The sequence below is a fragment of the Bacillus sp. AK124 genome (assembly GCF_053903085.1).
In genome coordinates this window covers 205,747-223,088 of sequence record NZ_CP096378.1, presented here as the reverse complement: position 1 = coordinate 223,088, position 17,342 = coordinate 205,747, and the positions used below count along the sequence as shown (strand labels likewise).

Here is a 17,342-nt window from a genome sequence, read left to right as displayed (position 1 = left end):
GAAAAATATAAGACTATAGACTCTATTCCGAAAAATTCATAAGGCTCACGTTGATAACCCTTCACATATATGCCACCTCAAGATTGAATCTTTTGTCGCAGACGTCCTCTGTCTCTTCGGAGACGGGAGCTGAATGTATCAACGGTTCACACAGGAAAAAAGGTCTCTGTTCCTAAATGTTTGATTTATTTTTGACGGATTGACAGCTTTTTTGTGTCGATTTTAATTCCAGTAAAAGGAGATTCGGGAATTACCGCATCAAAAAAAGCCTGCACAAGGCCATTAAACAGTGTCCAGACACGTCTTTAACCAAATGGACCCGCTCTAGATCATCATGTGAAAACAGCTAGGTCTTCCTGCACGGTTGTCTGAATTTTGATTTTTTTAGTATACTTAATTTAGTTAAATAACTCAGAGCAAAGGGATAACAAAAAGGATGGGGGAAAGAAAATGGAAGCAAAACCAAAGGTACAACATATACCGATTCAAACAACGAAAGAATCGGATGAAAATTTTTTTGCAAGAGCAATGAATGTTAAAATCGGCATCATTCCGCTGCCCGTATACTTGCTGCTCTTCGCTTTGATTGTGACGTTTGTCTATATGCACGATCTGAAAAGCGACATTTTAACTGCTATTGCGGTTACGGGCTTTTTCGGATTCACCTTCGCCCAAATCGGAAAGTCGCTGCCGCTTCTTCGTTCTGTCGGCGGTGCCGCTATACTTGCGACATTTATTCCTTCAGCTATCGTCTATTACCATCTCATTCCCGATGACATTATCAAATCAACAACTGAATTTACAGAAAACTCAAACTTTCTTTATTTGTTTATCTCAGCCATTGTAGTGGGAAGCATTTTAGGGATGAAAAGAGAAACGCTGGTCAGGGCGTTCATTAAAATTTTCATTCCGCTGATCGCAGGGACAATTGCCGCAGCGGCAGTCGGTCTGACAGTTGGTACAATGCTCGGCCTCGGATTTCAGCATACGCTGCTGTACATTGTGATTCCGATCATGGCCGGAGGGGTTGGCGAGGGAGCCATTCCGCTGTCCATCGGCTATTCGGAAATCATGCACATGTCACAAGGGGAAGCTTTTGCACTTGTCATTCCTTCCATTATGTTCGGAAGCTTAAGCGCTGTCATTTTGTCTGGGGTTTTAAATGTAATGGGGAAGAAAAAGCCTGAATGGACAGGCAACGGAAAAGTCGACCGTTTCGAAAGTGGGGACGCACTGCCGCTTGAAAGCCGCGACAAAGACAAAGAAAGCGTTTTTAACCTTTCCCACTTTGCATCGGGAGGCATTCTTGCCGTCTCATTATATTTGGTCGGTATGCTTTCACATGACTTGTTCGGATTTCCAGCACCCGTCATGATGCTTCTCTTGGCTGTTGCCGTGAAACTGTTTCGTTTGGCTCCGGCGAATTTGGAAAACGGCGCCTACGGCGTGTCACGCTTCTTTTCAACTGCTGTGACATATCCGCTGCTTTTTGCCATTGGCGTCTCCATGACACCGTGGGACAAGCTGATCGCTGCTTTTAATATTGCCAATATTATTACGATCGTATCTGTCGTGATCACGATGATAGCCGTCGGCTTTTTTACAGGAAAGTGGCTGAACATGTACCCGATCGAAACCGCGATTATCAATGCCTGCCATTCAGGTCAGGGCGGAACGGGGGACATCGCCATTCTCAGCGCCGCCGAGCGCCTCGAGCTCATGCCGTTTGCTCAGGTATCCACAAGAATCGGCGGAGCGATAACCGTTACACTGACATTGCTGCTGTTAGCCCAGTTTTATTGATGAATGAAAAAGCCTGCAGAGCAAACTGCAGGCCTTCTGTTTAGTATCTAGCGTACTTTTTTCGGAACATAGTCGGGAAAGTCTGTCACAATCCCGTCCACGCCAGCCTTTAAAAGCGGAGGCACTTCATCGCGGGAGCGGACGGTCCATGGCGTAATTTTCATGCCGAACGCATGGATTCTCGGCACAAGTGTAGGATCAGCGGCCACATTTTTTAAGTTGGCGTTCACATATTTGGCATAGCCGGAAAATGCCTTGAGCTTTGCATCTGTTAAGTCCGCTGTTTTTGACGTTAAGACACCTGTCGGCATTGATGGGAGCAGCTGATGAATTTTGTATACAGAGTTGAAATCAAACGATTGTACAATGATTTTTCCGTTTTTAGGCTTATCCATTCTCCGCTCTTTCAATGCCGCTGATACTTTTTCTTCGATTCCCGGATAGCGTGCAGGTTCTTTCAATTCGATCAGCATTCCGATCTTTCCTTTATACCGGTCAAGCACTTCTTCAAATGTCGGAATGCGTTCCCCGGCGAACTGCGGCCCGAAGTAGCTGCCAGCATCAAGCTTGCGCAGCTCGGCAAGCGTCAAGTCCTTTACGGCGACCGGCAGCACTGAGCCGATGTCTGTCGTACGGTTTACAGTTGTATCATGAATGACGACAAGCTCCCCGTCCTTGGACATTTGAACATCCAGCTCGATATAATCCGCTTTCATCTGATGCGCCTTTTCAAAGGCAGCCATCGTGTTTTCCGGCGCGTATCCCGAAGCACCTCTGTGCGCAATGACAGCCACTTTTTTAGGCTTCGCCGCCGGCTCTTGCGCTCCCGCGTCCGGTGCAAACAGTGCTGACCCGATAGAAACCCCGATCAATGAAGATAACATCAATTTCTTTAATAAAGCTGACACATCATCCACTCCCCTTTTGCTCTTCTCTTGCCAAAGTATAGGTTCGCACTGTTAAGATTATGTTTCAGCAGTCTTTAATTTTCATAAATTTCCTGATAAACAAAAAAAGACCCCCTCAGCAAGAGATCTTTTTTTGGATATATCAGCGCTCACAGGCAATTTTGTCTTTATCGCGGTCCAGCTTTTTATTGGCGTCATAAAGCGCTTTTGAAACATACGGCTTGTACTTCGTTTTTCCGCCTTTGTTTTTGACCGACTTCGAACGTGCGACGCCGCCTTTATAGTCTTTATTTAAAGCTTTGCAGTTTTTGTACGTTTTTACCTTCGTTTTTGCTTCTGCCACATCGCCGGCACCCCAGGAAAAACCGATGATAAGACCGGCAGACAAAAGACCCGCTGCTATTTTTTTCATCCCGTTTGACCCCTTTCGTCTAATTCTTATGTATCTTTTACCATGATAAAATATTTTTCTTATTCACTCAAGAAAAATATGACATTTTATTGAATAAAAAGTATGTATTGAACAAAGGACTTTCCACACAAAAAACCGGCCGCGTTATGCGCCGGCTTCATCAACATATTGATGTTCACAAGTCTTTTTCAAAACAGCGTGAATCTCATAGGCCAATTCCTTCGGATGGATGCACAGCATGTCTTCCAAAGGACTGTTCCAGTTCCCGTTCTTAATCAATTTCAGCGCATAATGGCCGGCCGGACTGCACTCGGGATACCACTCTATATCGAGGAGGAGGCATTCTTCCTCATGCCGCAGCTTCAAAAGATCCCGTTTGAAATCTGACCGCCAGGCCTTGCTGTCAGGCGCCAATTCATCGGGGTTTGTATCGGTTAATGAGTGATGCACAACCGTCCAGCCGGCCGGGATTCTAAGCCTCAGCAAATTGCGGGCGCCGCCAGAGGCGCGAATCCTATCTTCCAACCGTTCGACCAGCTGTTCATACGGCGTATCTGAATCTTCACTGACCAGCGTTTGATCAGCATTTAGCATCCTGATAACGTACTTCAGTTCTCCAGCATATTCAACTTGTACCATTTTACCGGAGGTTTCATTCTCCAAGGTGAAGAGCGTACGGCGGGGATCGCGAATCGGCTTTTGATACAAATGATTTTCTTTCACTGTCCAGCCGGCCGGCACCATTAAAGGATGCAATTTAAAAAAATACTGAGATTTGGTCAACGTTCTCACATCCTCTATCCTTGTTCTGTCCTCTTTCCTATCAATCTATGTGCCGGGCCGGCTTCTTAGAACAACGGCGGACCAGCCTCACAAAAAAAACGCCCGACGCTTCATAAAGCAGTCAGGCGGCTTTTCGTTTTTACTCGCCGGTTTTTTCTTTTCCGTAATGATACGTTGATGGATCAACAGGTTTGAAGTCTGAAATTTCGTGGAACCTTAACAGATCTTTATAGAGTACTTGGTCGGACAGATCCAGCTGTTCGGACACCTGTGATTTGAGGTTTTCCGTTTCCTGGTTGCCTTTGATCTCTTTTCCTGTCTTTGTATCGTATACGGTCGTATCAATCATCGTGTACTTCGGCGTTACATAGTTTCCATTTCTGAAAGCCACGGTTTCGTCGTGGTCTTTAGAAAAGAGGTCTGTACCAAAGTTGATGTATTTTTTGCTGTCAATACCTTGCAGGTGAAGAAGTGTCGGCATGACATCCATTTCGCCGCCATACGTATGATTGACTCCGCCTTTTTTGCCCGGAACGCGGATCATAAGCGGTACGCGCTGATTCATCGCGTTTTGATACGGTGTAATCTCTTTTCCTAATACTTCTTTCATCGCACGGTTGTGGTTCTCTGAGATTCCGTTGTGGTCGCCATAGATGACGATGACGGAATCATCATATAATCCCGATTTTTTCAGCTCTTTAAAGAAATCTTCAAGCGCTTCGTCAAGATAACGCGCCGTCTGGAAATACCCGTCTACCGTTTTGTCTCCCGTCGTTCCCTTTTCAAGGGTGGCATCCTTTTCATCCAAAATGAACGGATAGTGGTTTGTCAGCGAGATTAAATGCGCATAGAACGGCTGTTTCAGCGATTTCAGCTTCGGAATTGATTCTTCAAAGAACGGCTTGTCTTTCAAGCCAAGGTTGACGAGATTCTCCTCTGACATGTCATATGTGCTGGCATCGAAGAATTTGTCATAGCCAATTTGTTTATACACCTGGTCGCGGTTCCAGAATGACTTGTAATCCCCGTGGAGCACGGCGCTTGTGTAGCCTTCTTTTTGGTTCAGAATCGCCGGCAGGGACTGGTACGTATTTTGCCCTTTTGTTACAAACGCGCTGCCTTCAGGCAGTCCGTAAAGGCTGTTGTCCATCATCAATTCGGCATCCGCGGTTTTACCTTGACCGGTCTGATGGAAAAAGTTATCGAAATACATCATGTCATTCTGGCCGTGCGCCAGCTTGTTCAAGAACGGCGTGACTTCTTTTCCGTTCAGCTTATAATCGATCAAAAACGTCTGGAAGCTTTCCAAATGAATCTTGATGATGTTCTTACCTTTTGCTGCGCCGAAATACTCGTCATTCGGTTTTGCATAATGCGAATTTGTATAGTTAATGACGCTCGTCAGGTCGTCGCTGCTCGCATATGCCTTTTGGCTCGCGTTTTGGGCAGCCTGAACACCATCATAGATCATGTAATTGTAAGGCCCCAAATACTTGACGATATAATTTCGGTCAAATGTTCTTGTCAAAAGCTCCGGACGGTCTGTCTCAGCAACTGCAAGGTTGATGAAAAACAGCGCCACTCCGCCGATAACGACAGTTGCAGCCCATCTTTTTTTCAGTTGTGCCGCCTTCAGTTCAGGCAGCTTCACACATAATGCAATCAGAATGATCAAATCGACGAAATAGATAACGTCATGAAATGCCATGATGTCAAAAACGCCATCCGACATGTTGCCGAGGTTTCCGGCTTGTTTTAAGTTTGCAAACGTCAAAAAGTCATCAAAGAAACGGTAAAACAGGATATTTGCATATAAAGCAAACGTCATCACAGCATCAATGATGATGATCCATATCGCCGACCGACGGCCTTTAGCAAACAAAGCCAAACCGAGTGCAGCAATCGTGAAGCTGAATGGGTTGATAAACAGCAGCATGTGCTGCGTAGACCCTTTCACACCCAAATTAAACTCTAAAAAGTAGGAAGCATAGGTTTTAGCCCATACAAAAACAACAGCTAACACAAAAAAGCTTAGCTTATGAGAGAATATTTTTTTCATGATAACCTCTACCTTTTTAAACTTTTTTCAGACCGCTTTCTGTTTCAGTCAATGAAGCGTGAGGAAACGATAATATATCATTCTACTAAAAGTCTCGGCGGTTATTCAAGCACGTCCACGATGAAAATCCCCCAGCTTCCCTCACTCAAACAGTCCACGTCTGCGTAAAAAAATTCCGCATTTAAGACTACGGCCTCTAATTAAGACGAATGAATTTCCCCAAAGGTTTCAGTTATTTTCATTCATCTCGAAAATTGCTCTTTCCCGGACGATTAAATATCTTTATGAAATTCATTTAAATAAGCTTTTCTTTGAGCTTCTGTGAACCGGCCGATCCAGTCCGCACGCGCTTCCTCCGTCATATAGGGCAGAATGTATAGCTCGACCGCTTTATAAAATGCCGGTTCAGGAAGAATGTTGTACGTCGGAATCCGCACCATGCCGTTCCCGCGCGTCTCTATCAGTATATCCATAAAGAAAATGCCTTTCGGGCTGAAGCGGTGCTGCGCCATTTTAAGGCTTTTAATGTCCTTGAACAATACAGATTTCTTCCCTGAGAACAGCCGCCCGCCTTCTCCCTCGATCATGCTGAAGATGATGTTTCCTTTTTTCGTGAATGCCGGAAATATCATTAGAAAAGTAATCAAACCATAGATGATCCCGAAAAGTCCGACTCCCAGGTAAAGCAATGAATATTTCGATTCGAGTTTTATTGCTTCATAAAAGAGCCACAATCCGACCAATCCGAAACCTGCCGTCCCCGCAAAAGCCCATACTCTAAAGAACATTCGGCTTTTCACATCAATTGGTTTTTTTTCTTCCTGTTCCAAAAATAATAGACCTCCTTTACTTCAGCAAGCGGATTTCTATATTAATGATATTCATGCCACAATCTACCTTACCACAGAAACCGGTTTCTGCATAAAACTTGCAGTGTGAATGATCACGTATTCGTCCAATCAGCAGACGATCTGTCCCTAATCACGACCCGATGAATACAAAAAGACTCCCGGCCATCTGCCGGCAGCCTTCCCCTATTTTGAAATATCAACAAATCCTTCGCCGAATACATCCCTGACATCGTGGATGATGACAAATGCTTTTTTATCTGTGCTTCTTATAATTTTCTTGAGCATGGACAGCTCTTGTTTATTAATGACAATGTATAGAATTTCTTTGGAATCGCCCGTATAGTGTCCGCGTCCCGTTAATATCGTGACGCCGCGGTCCATCAAGGTATTGACCTGCGCGGCGATCTCGTTTTTATGCTCAGAAATGATCGTGATCGCTTTTTTCGTGTTGAGCCCTTCGATAATGAAATCCATGACCTTTGTGGCGATGTACAGCATGACAATCGTAAACATCAGCTTTTCAGCACCAATGATAAAGTAGGAACTGAACACGACAACTAAATCGATCATCAGCAAGGCATAGCTGATGTTCCAGTCGAAATATTTATTGGCGATTCTCGCGAGAATCGCAGACCCGGCAGTGGTTCCGCCGACACGGATGATCATGCCGATGCCGACGCCGGCAAATACCCCGGCAAAGATCGTGCTGATGATCACTTCATCAGCCGGCACCGTCCAATCTTCAGTAACATGCAGAAAAAATGAATTGGCCGCCACCGCAATGATGGTATAAATCGTCGTTTTTTTATCCAAAAAGCGATAGCCGATAATCAGAAGAATGCCGTTCAGCACAAAGTTTGTGATGCCCGGAGACCATTCAAAAACGTAGTATAAAATCAGCGTGATCCCCGTGACGCCGCCTTCTCCCAAGTCATTCGGGATGGCGAACAGATTCACGGCTAACGCAAAGAAAAATGCGCCTATAACAATCAGGATCATATCCATTGCTTTCTTTTTCATAACTGCATCCCCTTCCTTATTCGTAGTCGATTTCCTGTAAAAAGTAAAAAAGCCCCGGAGAGAAGCTCTTTGATTAAGAGCAAAAACTCCTGGGCTTTTATCCCACCGTGTCATAACGATATCTTCGCTATGTGTTTTCTCTCGGACCAGACCAGCGCGGAACCCACTGCGGAACCCTAGAAAACCACCTTTTCTCTGTTATCAATTTGTCATCTTCAAGCATTATAAGTGAAATTTTGGGGTCTATCAACCCCTTTAACAGCCTGAAAGATTTGTTTTTTTGTAAAATAGCTTCCATCTGCCGACGATAAAACCGTCCTATAATAATAGATATACGTGTTTTGCCTGGGAGGCGCTCTTATGAACAAACAAAAACGGCAATGGCTCATCAAGCAAACCATTCTCGAACATCCGGTAGAAAATCAGGAACAGCTGGCATCCCTGCTGGAAAAACGGGGCATCGCCGTTTCGCAGTCTACCATTTCCCGCGATATTAAAGAAATGTATCTTGTGAAACAGCCCGGTGAAAACGGAAAGCTTGTCTACACGACAAATGCTTCCTTATCCATCAACCCTTCCAAAATATTAAAAGATAAAATCTCCGACGTTGTCCTGCATGTGCATCGGACGGACAACTTGATCATTATTAAAACAATGCCCGGCAACGCCCATGCCATCGGCGTCCTTCTTGATAAGCTGGGAAGCCCGGAAATGCTGGGCTGTATATGCGGGAACGATACATGCCTTGTGATTTCCCAATCGCCTGAGGCAGCCCAATCATTTTGTGATCACTTATGCTGATCCGGCCATCCGGATCAGCTTTTTTCCCTCAAAAAAAATTTTTTCAAAAAATCCCCTTTAAAAATATACACGTTTTATACGTTCTATTCTCTGCTCCTGCAAGGACTCATTTTCGATTTATCATAATTATTCATTTTTGTTTTTGCTTCATCAAAAAACATGTGAAATATATCACGTTTTCGTTGTTATCGCTTTCACATCGCGCTTTTCCTTCCTGTTTTAAGCTGTACATGTAACAAAAAGAGCTTAGGAGGCGGGATGATCATGACAACACCGATACACGTTTACTCTGAAATCGGCCCTTTGAAAACCGTCATGCTGAAGCGGCCCGGTCGGGAACTGGAAAACCTCACACCCGAATATCTGGAAAGGCTTCTCTTTGACGATATTCCCTTTTTGCCAGCGGTGCAAAAAGAGCATGACCAATTTGCAGAAACGTTAAAGAAACAGGGAGTTGAAGTTCTTTATTTAGAAAAGCTGACGGCTGAAGCCCTGGATGACGCTTTCATCCGCGAGCGGTTTATCGATGAGCTGTTAACGGAAAGCAAAGCAGATATCAACGGCGCTTACGACAGACTGAAAGAGTTCTTGCTCACCTTTGACGCCGATTCGATGGTCGAACATGTGATGAGCGGCATTCGAAAAAATGAGCTGGAACGCGAAAAGAAATCGCATCTTCATGAGCTGATGGAAGACCATTATCCATTTTATCTCGATCCGATGCCAAACCTTTACTTCACAAGAGATCCGGCGGCCGCCATCGGAAGCGGACTGACCATCAACAAAATGAAAGAGCCTGCTCGCAGGAGAGAGTCGCTGTTTATGCGCTACATTATCAATCACCACCCGCGTTTTAAAGGACATGAGATTCCGGTTTGGCTTGACCGTGATTTCAAATTCAATATCGAAGGCGGAGATGAGCTTGTCTTAAATGAAGATACCGTAGCGATCGGGGTATCAGAACGGACAACGGCTCAGGCGATCGAGCGTCTTGTCCGGAACTTATTTCAGCGGCAGAGCCGGATTCGCCGCGTACTGGCCGTCGAAATACCGAAGAGCAGAGCCTTTATGCATTTAGATACCGTCTTCACGATGGTTGACCGAGATCAATTCACGATCCATCCCGCCATCCAGGGGCCTGAAGGAGACATGCGGATCTTCGTTCTTGAGAGAGGGGAAACGGCAGACGACATTCGTACGACTGAAGAACACAATCTGCCGGAAGTGCTAAAAAGAACGCTCGGCCTTTCAGATGTCAACTTGATCTTCTGCGGCGGCGGAGACGAAATCGCTTCAGCCAGGGAGCAGTGGAATGACGGTTCCAATACACTCGCGATCGCTCCTGGTGTCGTCGTCACCTATGACCGGAATTACATTTCTAACGAATGTTTGAGAGAACAGGGCATTAAAGTTATCGAAATCCCGAGCGGGGAGCTTTCAAGAGGACGCGGCGGCCCGCGCTGCATGAGCATGCCGCTCTATCGCGAAGATGTGAAATAGCCAAACCTAAAGAAAAAGGAGAGAGATCCATGAACCAAACGATTGATTTAAAAGGCAGAAGCTACTTAGCTGAAAAAGATTTTTCCGAAGAAGAAATCCTCTATTTGCTCGATCTCGCCCAAAAATTAAAAGAAAAAAAAGCGCAAGGCATCAAGCATCGCTATTTGGAAGGTAAAAACATCGCTTTGCTGTTTGAAAAGCCTTCTACAAGAACGCGCTGCGCTTTCACGACAGCCTGTATCGACCTCGGTGCGCATCCCGAATATTTGGGAAAAGACGACATTCAGCTCGGCAAAAAAGAATCGATCGAAGACACAGCCAAAGTTCTCGGCCGCATGTTCGACGGAATTGAATTCCGCGGATTTGAACATGAAAAAGTGATTTCCCTGGCAGAGCATTCCGGTGTGCCGGTATGGAACGGGCTGACCGATTTATGGCATCCGACGCAGATGCTTGCGGACTTTATGACAGTGAAAGAACATACGGGACGCGTAAAAGGGATCAAACTCACCTATATCGGCGACGGCCGTAACAACGTCGCAAACAGCCTGCTCATCGGCGGCGCCAAAGTCGGCATGGACGTGAGAATCTGCTCGCCTCAAGAGCTGTTCCCTGATCAAGACATCGTTAAAATGGCGGAAGCGTTCGCCGAAGAATCCGGCGGAAAAATCACCGTCACAAGCGATACAGATGAAGCCGTGTCCGGAGCCGACGTTCTGTATACGGACGTCTGGGTATCCATGGGAGAAGAAGACAAGTTCGCTGAAAGGATCAAACTGCTCAAGCCTTATCAAGTGAATATGGATCTCGTCAAGAAAACAGGAAACGATAACGTCATCTTCCTGCACTGTCTGCCTGCCTTCCACGACCTTCATACAACTTACGGACAAAACGTTTACGATCAGCACGGCCTTAAAGAAATGGAAGTGACGGACGAAGTGTTCCGCAGCAAACACTCTAAAGTGTTCGATGAAGCTGAAAACCGCATGCACACAATTAAAGCTGTCATGGCAGCGACACTCGGCGATCTTGACTGACAGGAAAAGGGGCTCATTCCCTTTTCCATTCTAAACCGAATGAGGTGACAAAAATGGCGGAAGAAAAGAAACTTGGGCTGTTTGCACTTATCGCGCTTGTCATCGGATCGATGATCGGCGGGGGCGCCTTCAACCTTGCAAGCGACATGGCTTCAGGAGCGGGGGCGGGAGCCATTTTAATCGGCTGGATCATCACCGGAGTCGGCATGATTGCCCTGGCCTTCTCTTTCCAAAACTTGACCACGAAAAGGCCTGATTTAGACGGCGGTATTTTCACTTATGCGCGGGAAGGATTCGGCCATTTTATGGGGTTTAACAGCGGCTGGGGGTACTGGTTCGCAGCCCTTCTCGGCAATGTCGCATACGGAACGCTGCTGTTCAGCGCAGTCGGATATTTCATCCCTGCGTTTGGAGACGGACAAAACGTCGCATCGATTATCGGTGCAAGCGTAATCCTCTGGTGCGTGCACTTTTTGATCCTGCGCGGGGTACAGTCCGCTGCCATGATCAACTTAATTACGACCATTTCAAAACTGGTACCGATTTTTGCTTTCATTATCGCCATTATCTTTGTGTTTCATCTTGATTTATTTACGAACGATTTCTGGGGAAAAGGGCTGTCGCTCGGTTCCATCGGGACACAGGTCAAGAGCACGATGCTGGTGACCGTCTGGGTGTTTACCGGAATTGAAGGGGCCGTCTTATTCTCAAGCCGTGCCAAAAAATCAAGCGATGTCGGCAAAGCGACTGTCATCGGCTTGATCAGTGTACTTGTGATTTACGTCATGATTACGATGCTGTCGCTCGGCGTCATGAATCAGCAAAACTTGGCCGGGCTTCCGAATCCTTCAATGGCCGCGATCATGGAGCATATCGTCGGCAAATGGGGAGCTGTGCTCATCAACTTGGGATTAATCATTTCCGTATTGGGCGCCTGGCTGGCCTGGACATTATTCGCGGGCGAACTCCCGCTGATCGCGGCGCGCGAAGGGGTCTTCCCGAAATGGTTCGGCAAAGAAAATAAAAACGGCGCGCCGACAAATGCGCTGACTTTGACAAACGCCATTATCCAGCTGTTTTTGCTGACGTTTCTCATTTCGGATGCGGCCTATCAGTTTGCATTCTCCTTGGCTTCCTCGGCCATCTTGATCCCGTATCTGTTTTCCGGGCTTTATCAGCTTAAATACAGCTGGCTGCACAAAGAACCTAACCGGGGAAAGAACCTCATCATCGGGATCATCGCAAGCATTTACGGCGTCTGGCTCGTATATGCCGCAGGACTTGATTACCTGCTTTTGACCATGATTTTATACGCTCCCGGCATTCTCGTATTCCGGGCTGTCCGCAAAGGAAAAGAAGGCCCCGTCTTCAATAAGGCCGAGCTTTTGATTGCCGCCGCGATTCTTGTATTGGCTGTCATCGCCGTGATCAGGCTGGCTGCGGGAAGCATTTCAATTTAACAAAACAGAGGTGATGATCAAATGAAAAAAAGAAAAATTGTCGTCGCACTTGGCGGTAATGCCATCCAAACCGGAGATGCCAGTGCAGAAGCGCAAAAGCGCGCGCTTGAAGAAACCGCCATGTATTTGGCGGATATGATCGACAGCGGCGCCGAATTAATCGTCACGCACGGAAACGGCCCGCAGGTCGGAAACCTGATGATTCAGCAAAAAGAGGCGGATTCCCCGAAAACACCGGCCATGCCGCTTGAAACTTGTGTTTCCATGACCCAGGGAATGATCGGCTATTGGCTGCAAAATGCTCTTGACCGGGCGCTGCATGCGAAAGGGAAAGGCGGACATGCGGCAACCGTCATCACCCGCGTCGCCGTCCGAGGCGATGATGAAGCATTCCGCAACCCGACAAAACCGATCGGTCCGTTTTACAGCGAAGTAGAAGCGAAAGAACTGATGAACAGCCGCAACGGCGGCCTCGTTTTTAAAGAAGACGCCGGAAGAGGCTGGCGCCGGGTCGTACCGTCTCCGGCTCCGGTATCGATCCTTGAACACGATGTTATCAATGATCTTGTCGAACACGGACATATCGTCATTGCGGCCGGCGGCGGAGGCGTTCCCGTCATTGAAAACGGCGATGCCGTCTCCGGTATTGACGCCGTCATCGACAAAGACTTTGCCGCCTGCAAACTGGCGGAACTTGTGCAGGCTGACGAACTGGTCATTCTAACAGGTGTCGACTATGTTGCCGTCGATTATTTAAAGCCGACAGAACGCGCGCTGAAACGCGTCACCACCGAAGAACTGAAAGGTTATATAAAAGAAAAGCAATTTGCAGAAGGAAGCATGCTGCCAAAAGTCAAAGCAGCCATCCAATTTGCCGAAGCCAAAAAAGGCAATAAAACGGTCATCACATCCCTGAAATTAGCCAAAGACGCTCTCCAAGGAAATGCCGGCACGATTGTCGAACAAGCCTAAAAGCAAAAGGAAGGGCTCGGGGAGGGTTCTTCCTTTTGCCAATCGTCAAAAACAAGTAAAATTTAAACTATATAGCCGCAACATAAGAAAATCGATAAGGGTGGTCCATATGAAGAACAAAGACATCGTACATCAACTGAAAAAGTTTCCTCTTCTCGCTTCCCTGAATAAAAGAGATCTGGAAGATATGAAACAGTTTATCTATTGGCGCACTTACCATAAAGGCCAGATATTATTTATGGAAGACGACCCCCGGGAACGAATGTACCTTCTTCTCGACGGCTTTATCAAACTCGAAAAATCAAACGAAGCTGGATCCATGTTTTATACCGACTATGTACGTCCTCATACCCTCTTTCCATTTGGAGGCTTGTTTCGGGATGAGCATTATCACTATGCCGCCGAAGCCTTAACAGATATTGAACTCTACTATATACCCATGAACATCTTCGAAGATCTCGTCCGGGACAACAAAAACCTGCTTTACGATATTCTCAATCATTTATCAGACATTCTTGCCCTCCACGAGGAAAGGCTGAAGCGCATTACACTCTCCCATGCACACGACAGGGTCACACAAGCCATTTACTATTTAACCGAAAGCCTCGGTCAAAAAGAAAGCAATTCAACCGTCATCAACTGTCCGATCACCGCTGCTGAAATTGCCAAAATCTCAGGGACATCCCGCGAAACCGTCAGCGCCGTCCTGAAAAAGCTCCGCTGCGAAGGCGTGATCAGTCAAATGAACAAGCAGATTATGATCAACCGGCCGGAGTATTTTATGTAGATCATATATGAGAAATCATCCCGACGACAAGCGGGATGATTCCCCCCGCCGCCTTTATTTATACCGGAATTCCTCTGTTTCAAACTGTCTGTTTTTGATGATATCCCGATAAAAGCAAGCCGATTTTTTCAGCGCCCTGCTGCGGTTGTCCTCCAATCGGATCTCAACAAGGCCGTAGCGGTTTTTAAAGGCGTTCATCGGAGAGACGTTGTCCGTGAACGCCCAAAGCATATAGCCTTTGCAGTTTGCGCCGTCTGCGATCCCTTTCATTGCCTCTCGCAAATGGGCCGAAATAAAATCGATTCTGTAGTCATCCTGAATGACACCTTCTTCATTTTTAAAACGCTCCTCATGTTCGACGCCCATCCCGTTTTCCGCAATCAGCCATTCGATATTTCCGTACTCATGTTTGAGTCTCATCGCCATATCATAGACAATTTGGGGATAGATCTCCCATCCTCTGAATGGGTTCATTTTTCTGCCGGGCAGCTCAAAGTATTCATAGTAATAAGCGGGATGAAATGGCGTTGAGTCATTCCACTGTCTTGACGGAGCTTTTACACGGCGGGGGTAATAAAGGTTAATGCCGGCAAAATCTACTGTATGCTGTTTGATGATGTCAAGCTCCGCCTCATCATGGTCAAACAGAATATCGTGTTTAACCAAGAGCTCTATCAATTCATCGGGATAGGCGCCTTTGATGCTCGGATCCAAAAAAACCCTGTTAAAAAACAAATCATAGATGCGGGCCGCTTTTTGGTCATGAGGCGCGCTTGATCTCGCATAAGTAACCTCCGGATTCAAAATAACGCCGATTTTGGCGCCTTCCAGGCAATCGGACTTGCGGGCGTGAAAAAGCCTGACACATTTCGCCGTCGCCAATGCCTTATTAAAATTCCATTGCATCCATTTTTTCGTGTTCTGCTCATATGGATATCGAATTGCATCAAGGAAAATCCGGGTTTGCGGGACAATCGGTTCATTAAAAGTAAACCAATATTTCACCCTGTCTCCATATCGTTCAAATACTTTTTTCGCATATGCCGCAAATAAATCTATGACATGTTTAGACCCCCACCCTCCGTATTTCTCCATTAAAACTGCGGGAATCTCATAATGCTCAAGGCAAATCATCGGTTCCACACCTGATGCAATCAGCTCATTGATGACATCGTCGATATAGCCTGCGTACACTTCATCAACTTCTGTTGTTTCATAATCAATCAGAAAGCGGGACCAGTTAATCGATGTCCGGTAATGTGTCAAGCCGATCTCTTTCATATGATGAATATCCTCTTTATAGCGGTTATAAAAATCGGTTGCCACAGCCGGCCCGTATCCGTTATGCCATACATGCGGGTCATTCTTGTACCACATATCCAAATAAGAATCCTGTGTCGGCCGCTTCCCGGGCCACCCCTCTGTCTGCCACGCCGACGCTGCTGCGCCGAGAATAAAATCGGCGGGAATCTTCCACGTTTGTCTCGCCATTTCGTTCGCTCCTTTCAACGCCTTTACATGGAAACATTTTTTTCAGAATTGACCGTAAGGCTTCGATTCATCAACATCACAAACGGAAGATAAATAAGGGCAGAGACGATGATGCATACGATTTGTGTGACGACGGCGCCGAGGCTTCCTCCTGTCGACAGCCAGGCGTTGATAATCGGCGGTGTCGTCCACGGCACCATGACAACGGCTTTTCCGGCAAAGCCCGCCGCTGTCGCGATGTAACCGATCGCCCCCGTCACAAGCGGCGTCACAATAAAAGGAATCGCCATTAACGGATTCAGCATGACGGGAACCCCGAAGATCACCGGTTCATTGATATTGAAGATGCCGGGACCAAACGAAATTTTTGTAATGCTGCGCAAATCCTCCCGTTTCCCCGCGATAAAAATCGCGATCAACAGGCCGATCGTGACGCCGGATCCGCCGATGCTCATGTACACATCCCAAAACGGCATCGTAATGATATTCGGAATCGATTCGCCGGCAGCGTATGCATTCATATTGACGGTAATCGAAGCGAGCAGCAAAGGCTCTCTGATCGGCTTCACCATCTGGTTTCCGTGTATGCCGATGACCCAGAAAAACTGTGCGACAAACACTAGCAGCAAAATGCCGGGAAGGCCTTGAATCGCACCCTCAAGCGGTTTTTGCACGACATTGTACACAGCTTCATGAAGGTATACGCCCGTCAGCCGATGAAAAGCAAATCCGAAGCTGGCGATGATCGTGACCGTAATAATCGAAGGAAATAAAGTGCCGAACGAGACAGAGACATTGGCCGGCACGCTGTCCGGCATTTTAATTTTGAGCCGGTCCATGCTCGAAAGCTTGCTGAAGATTTCAACAGACACAATCGAAATAAACATCCCCAAAAACAGTGACTTCGGATCCGTAAATTCCTTGGCCAGCACATTAACCACTTCCTGCATCGAACCGTTCACTTCCAACAGCACCGTCGATGGAATGACAGAGATATAGGACATCAGCGCCATCAAGCCGGGAAAAAATGATTCATGCCCATTCAGCTTCCCGAGCTCAATCCCGATCAAAAACACCGCGCCGATCGTAATAAAGTTCAGCGTCGCATAATTGATCGAGGCCATAATCGGCTCAAGCGCAGACAAGAACCGAAAAGGCTCGAAAACCGCAAGTCCCGTCTCGGGGCTCATCACCATATTCTGCATCAGAACCGCAAACGCCCCGGCAATGATGACCGGCATCAGTGTAACAAACGCCGACTTAATGACCATGATATATTTGAAGCTTGTAATTTTAAAAGCGACCCGCTCAAACATCTCGGTCACCTTCGCCATCCTGCTCATTTACTCTCCCCCTTTTTTTGGTGGTTTGCTTTTACTTTACAATGAAAACGCTTTCTTTTCGGTGCATATTTTTTCCTTTGGGAGAGGAAATTTTTCAGGTTGGGAGGCCATCAAA

The 17,342-nt window shown here is 46.6% G+C and carries 15 protein-coding genes and 1 riboswitch; of the genes, 7 read left to right on the top strand and 8 right to left on the bottom strand.

What is annotated here, in order from left to right:
* Positions 1–450 precede the first annotated feature (450 nt).
* Positions 451–1,803 (top strand): 2-hydroxycarboxylate transporter family protein, encoded by a 1,353-nt coding sequence (locus M1E06_RS01040; protein ID WP_025810575.1) that lies wholly within the window; start codon positions 451–453, stop codon positions 1,801–1,803.
* 47 nt (positions 1,804–1,850) lie between these two features.
* Here M1E06_RS01040 and M1E06_RS01035 read toward each other — a convergent pair whose 3' ends face one another.
* The 6 genes from M1E06_RS01035 to M1E06_RS01010 all read right to left on the bottom strand — a co-directional run bounded on the left by M1E06_RS01035 (position 1,851) and on the right by M1E06_RS01010 (position 7,836).
* Positions 1,851–2,711, bottom strand: coding sequence for a glycerophosphodiester phosphodiesterase (locus M1E06_RS01035; protein WP_023856934.1), 861 nt, complete (start codon positions 2,709–2,711; stop codon positions 1,851–1,853).
* A 142-nt stretch (positions 2,712–2,853) separates the two neighbouring features.
* Entirely contained in the window at positions 2,854–3,123 is a 270-nt protein-coding gene (locus tag M1E06_RS01030; protein WP_020453458.1) for an excalibur calcium-binding domain-containing protein, read from the bottom strand.
* 144 nt (positions 3,124–3,267) lie between these two features.
* The gene (locus M1E06_RS01025) at positions 3,268–3,915 is read right to left on the bottom strand and encodes a hypothetical protein (RefSeq protein WP_020453459.1); all 648 of its coding nucleotides are present in this window, start codon (positions 3,913–3,915) and stop codon (positions 3,268–3,270) included.
* A gap of 130 nt (positions 3,916–4,045) precedes the next feature.
* A complete protein-coding gene (locus tag M1E06_RS01020) occupies positions 4,046–5,965 on the bottom strand; it encodes an LTA synthase family protein (protein WP_023856932.1) in 1,920 nt (639 codons plus the stop codon).
* 272 nt (positions 5,966–6,237) lie between these two features.
* On the bottom strand, positions 6,238–6,795 hold the full coding sequence (locus M1E06_RS01015; RefSeq protein WP_025810573.1) for a YfjD family protein: 558 nt from the start codon (positions 6,793–6,795) through the stop codon (positions 6,238–6,240).
* 204 nt (positions 6,796–6,999) lie between these two features.
* On the bottom strand, positions 7,000–7,836 hold the full coding sequence (locus M1E06_RS01010) for a YitT family protein (protein ID WP_020453462.1): 837 nt from the start codon (positions 7,834–7,836) through the stop codon (positions 7,000–7,002).
* Positions 7,837–7,920: 84 nt separating this feature from the next.
* Positions 7,921–8,027, bottom strand: a riboswitch (guanidine-I (ykkC/yxkD leader).
* Positions 8,028–8,196: 169 nt separating this feature from the next.
* Between M1E06_RS01010 and argR the strand changes: the two genes are divergently transcribed.
* The 6 genes from argR (at position 8,197) to M1E06_RS00980 (ending at position 14,393) form a co-directional block, all read left to right on the top strand.
* Positions 8,197–8,637: an arginine repressor gene (argR, locus tag M1E06_RS01005; protein WP_020453463.1), complete on the top strand. Its 441-nt coding sequence runs from the start codon at positions 8,197–8,199 to the stop codon at positions 8,635–8,637.
* Positions 8,638–8,901: 264 nt separating this feature from the next.
* A complete protein-coding gene (gene arcA / locus M1E06_RS01000; RefSeq protein ID WP_023856930.1) occupies positions 8,902–10,137 on the top strand; it encodes an arginine deiminase in 1,236 nt (411 codons plus the stop codon).
* A gap of 29 nt (positions 10,138–10,166) precedes the next feature.
* Positions 10,167–11,174: an ornithine carbamoyltransferase gene (argF, locus tag M1E06_RS00995; protein ID WP_020453465.1), complete on the top strand. Its 1,008-nt coding sequence runs from the start codon at positions 10,167–10,169 to the stop codon at positions 11,172–11,174.
* A 53-nt stretch (positions 11,175–11,227) separates the two neighbouring features.
* Positions 11,228–12,634: an arginine-ornithine antiporter gene (gene arcD / locus M1E06_RS00990; RefSeq protein WP_020453466.1), complete on the top strand. Its 1,407-nt coding sequence runs from the start codon at positions 11,228–11,230 to the stop codon at positions 12,632–12,634.
* Positions 12,635–12,655: 21 nt separating this feature from the next.
* Complete coding sequence (gene arcC / locus M1E06_RS00985; protein ID WP_216904196.1) at positions 12,656–13,606, top strand: carbamate kinase; 951 nt, start codon at positions 12,656–12,658, stop codon at positions 13,604–13,606.
* Between the two features lie 109 nt (positions 13,607–13,715).
* Positions 13,716–14,393 (top strand): Crp/Fnr family transcriptional regulator, encoded by a 678-nt coding sequence (locus tag M1E06_RS00980; RefSeq protein WP_020453468.1) that lies wholly within the window; start codon positions 13,716–13,718, stop codon positions 14,391–14,393.
* Between the two features lie 54 nt (positions 14,394–14,447).
* On the opposite strand, the gene M1E06_RS00975 is transcribed toward M1E06_RS00980, so the two are convergent.
* A complete protein-coding gene (locus M1E06_RS00975) occupies positions 14,448–15,884 on the bottom strand; it encodes a glycoside hydrolase family 1 protein (protein ID WP_020453469.1) in 1,437 nt (478 codons plus the stop codon).
* Positions 15,885–15,907: 23 nt separating this feature from the next.
* Positions 15,908–17,227 (bottom strand): PTS sugar transporter subunit IIC, encoded by a 1,320-nt coding sequence (locus M1E06_RS00970; RefSeq protein WP_020453470.1) that lies wholly within the window; start codon positions 17,225–17,227, stop codon positions 15,908–15,910.
* Between the last annotated feature and the right edge of the window lie 115 nt (positions 17,228–17,342).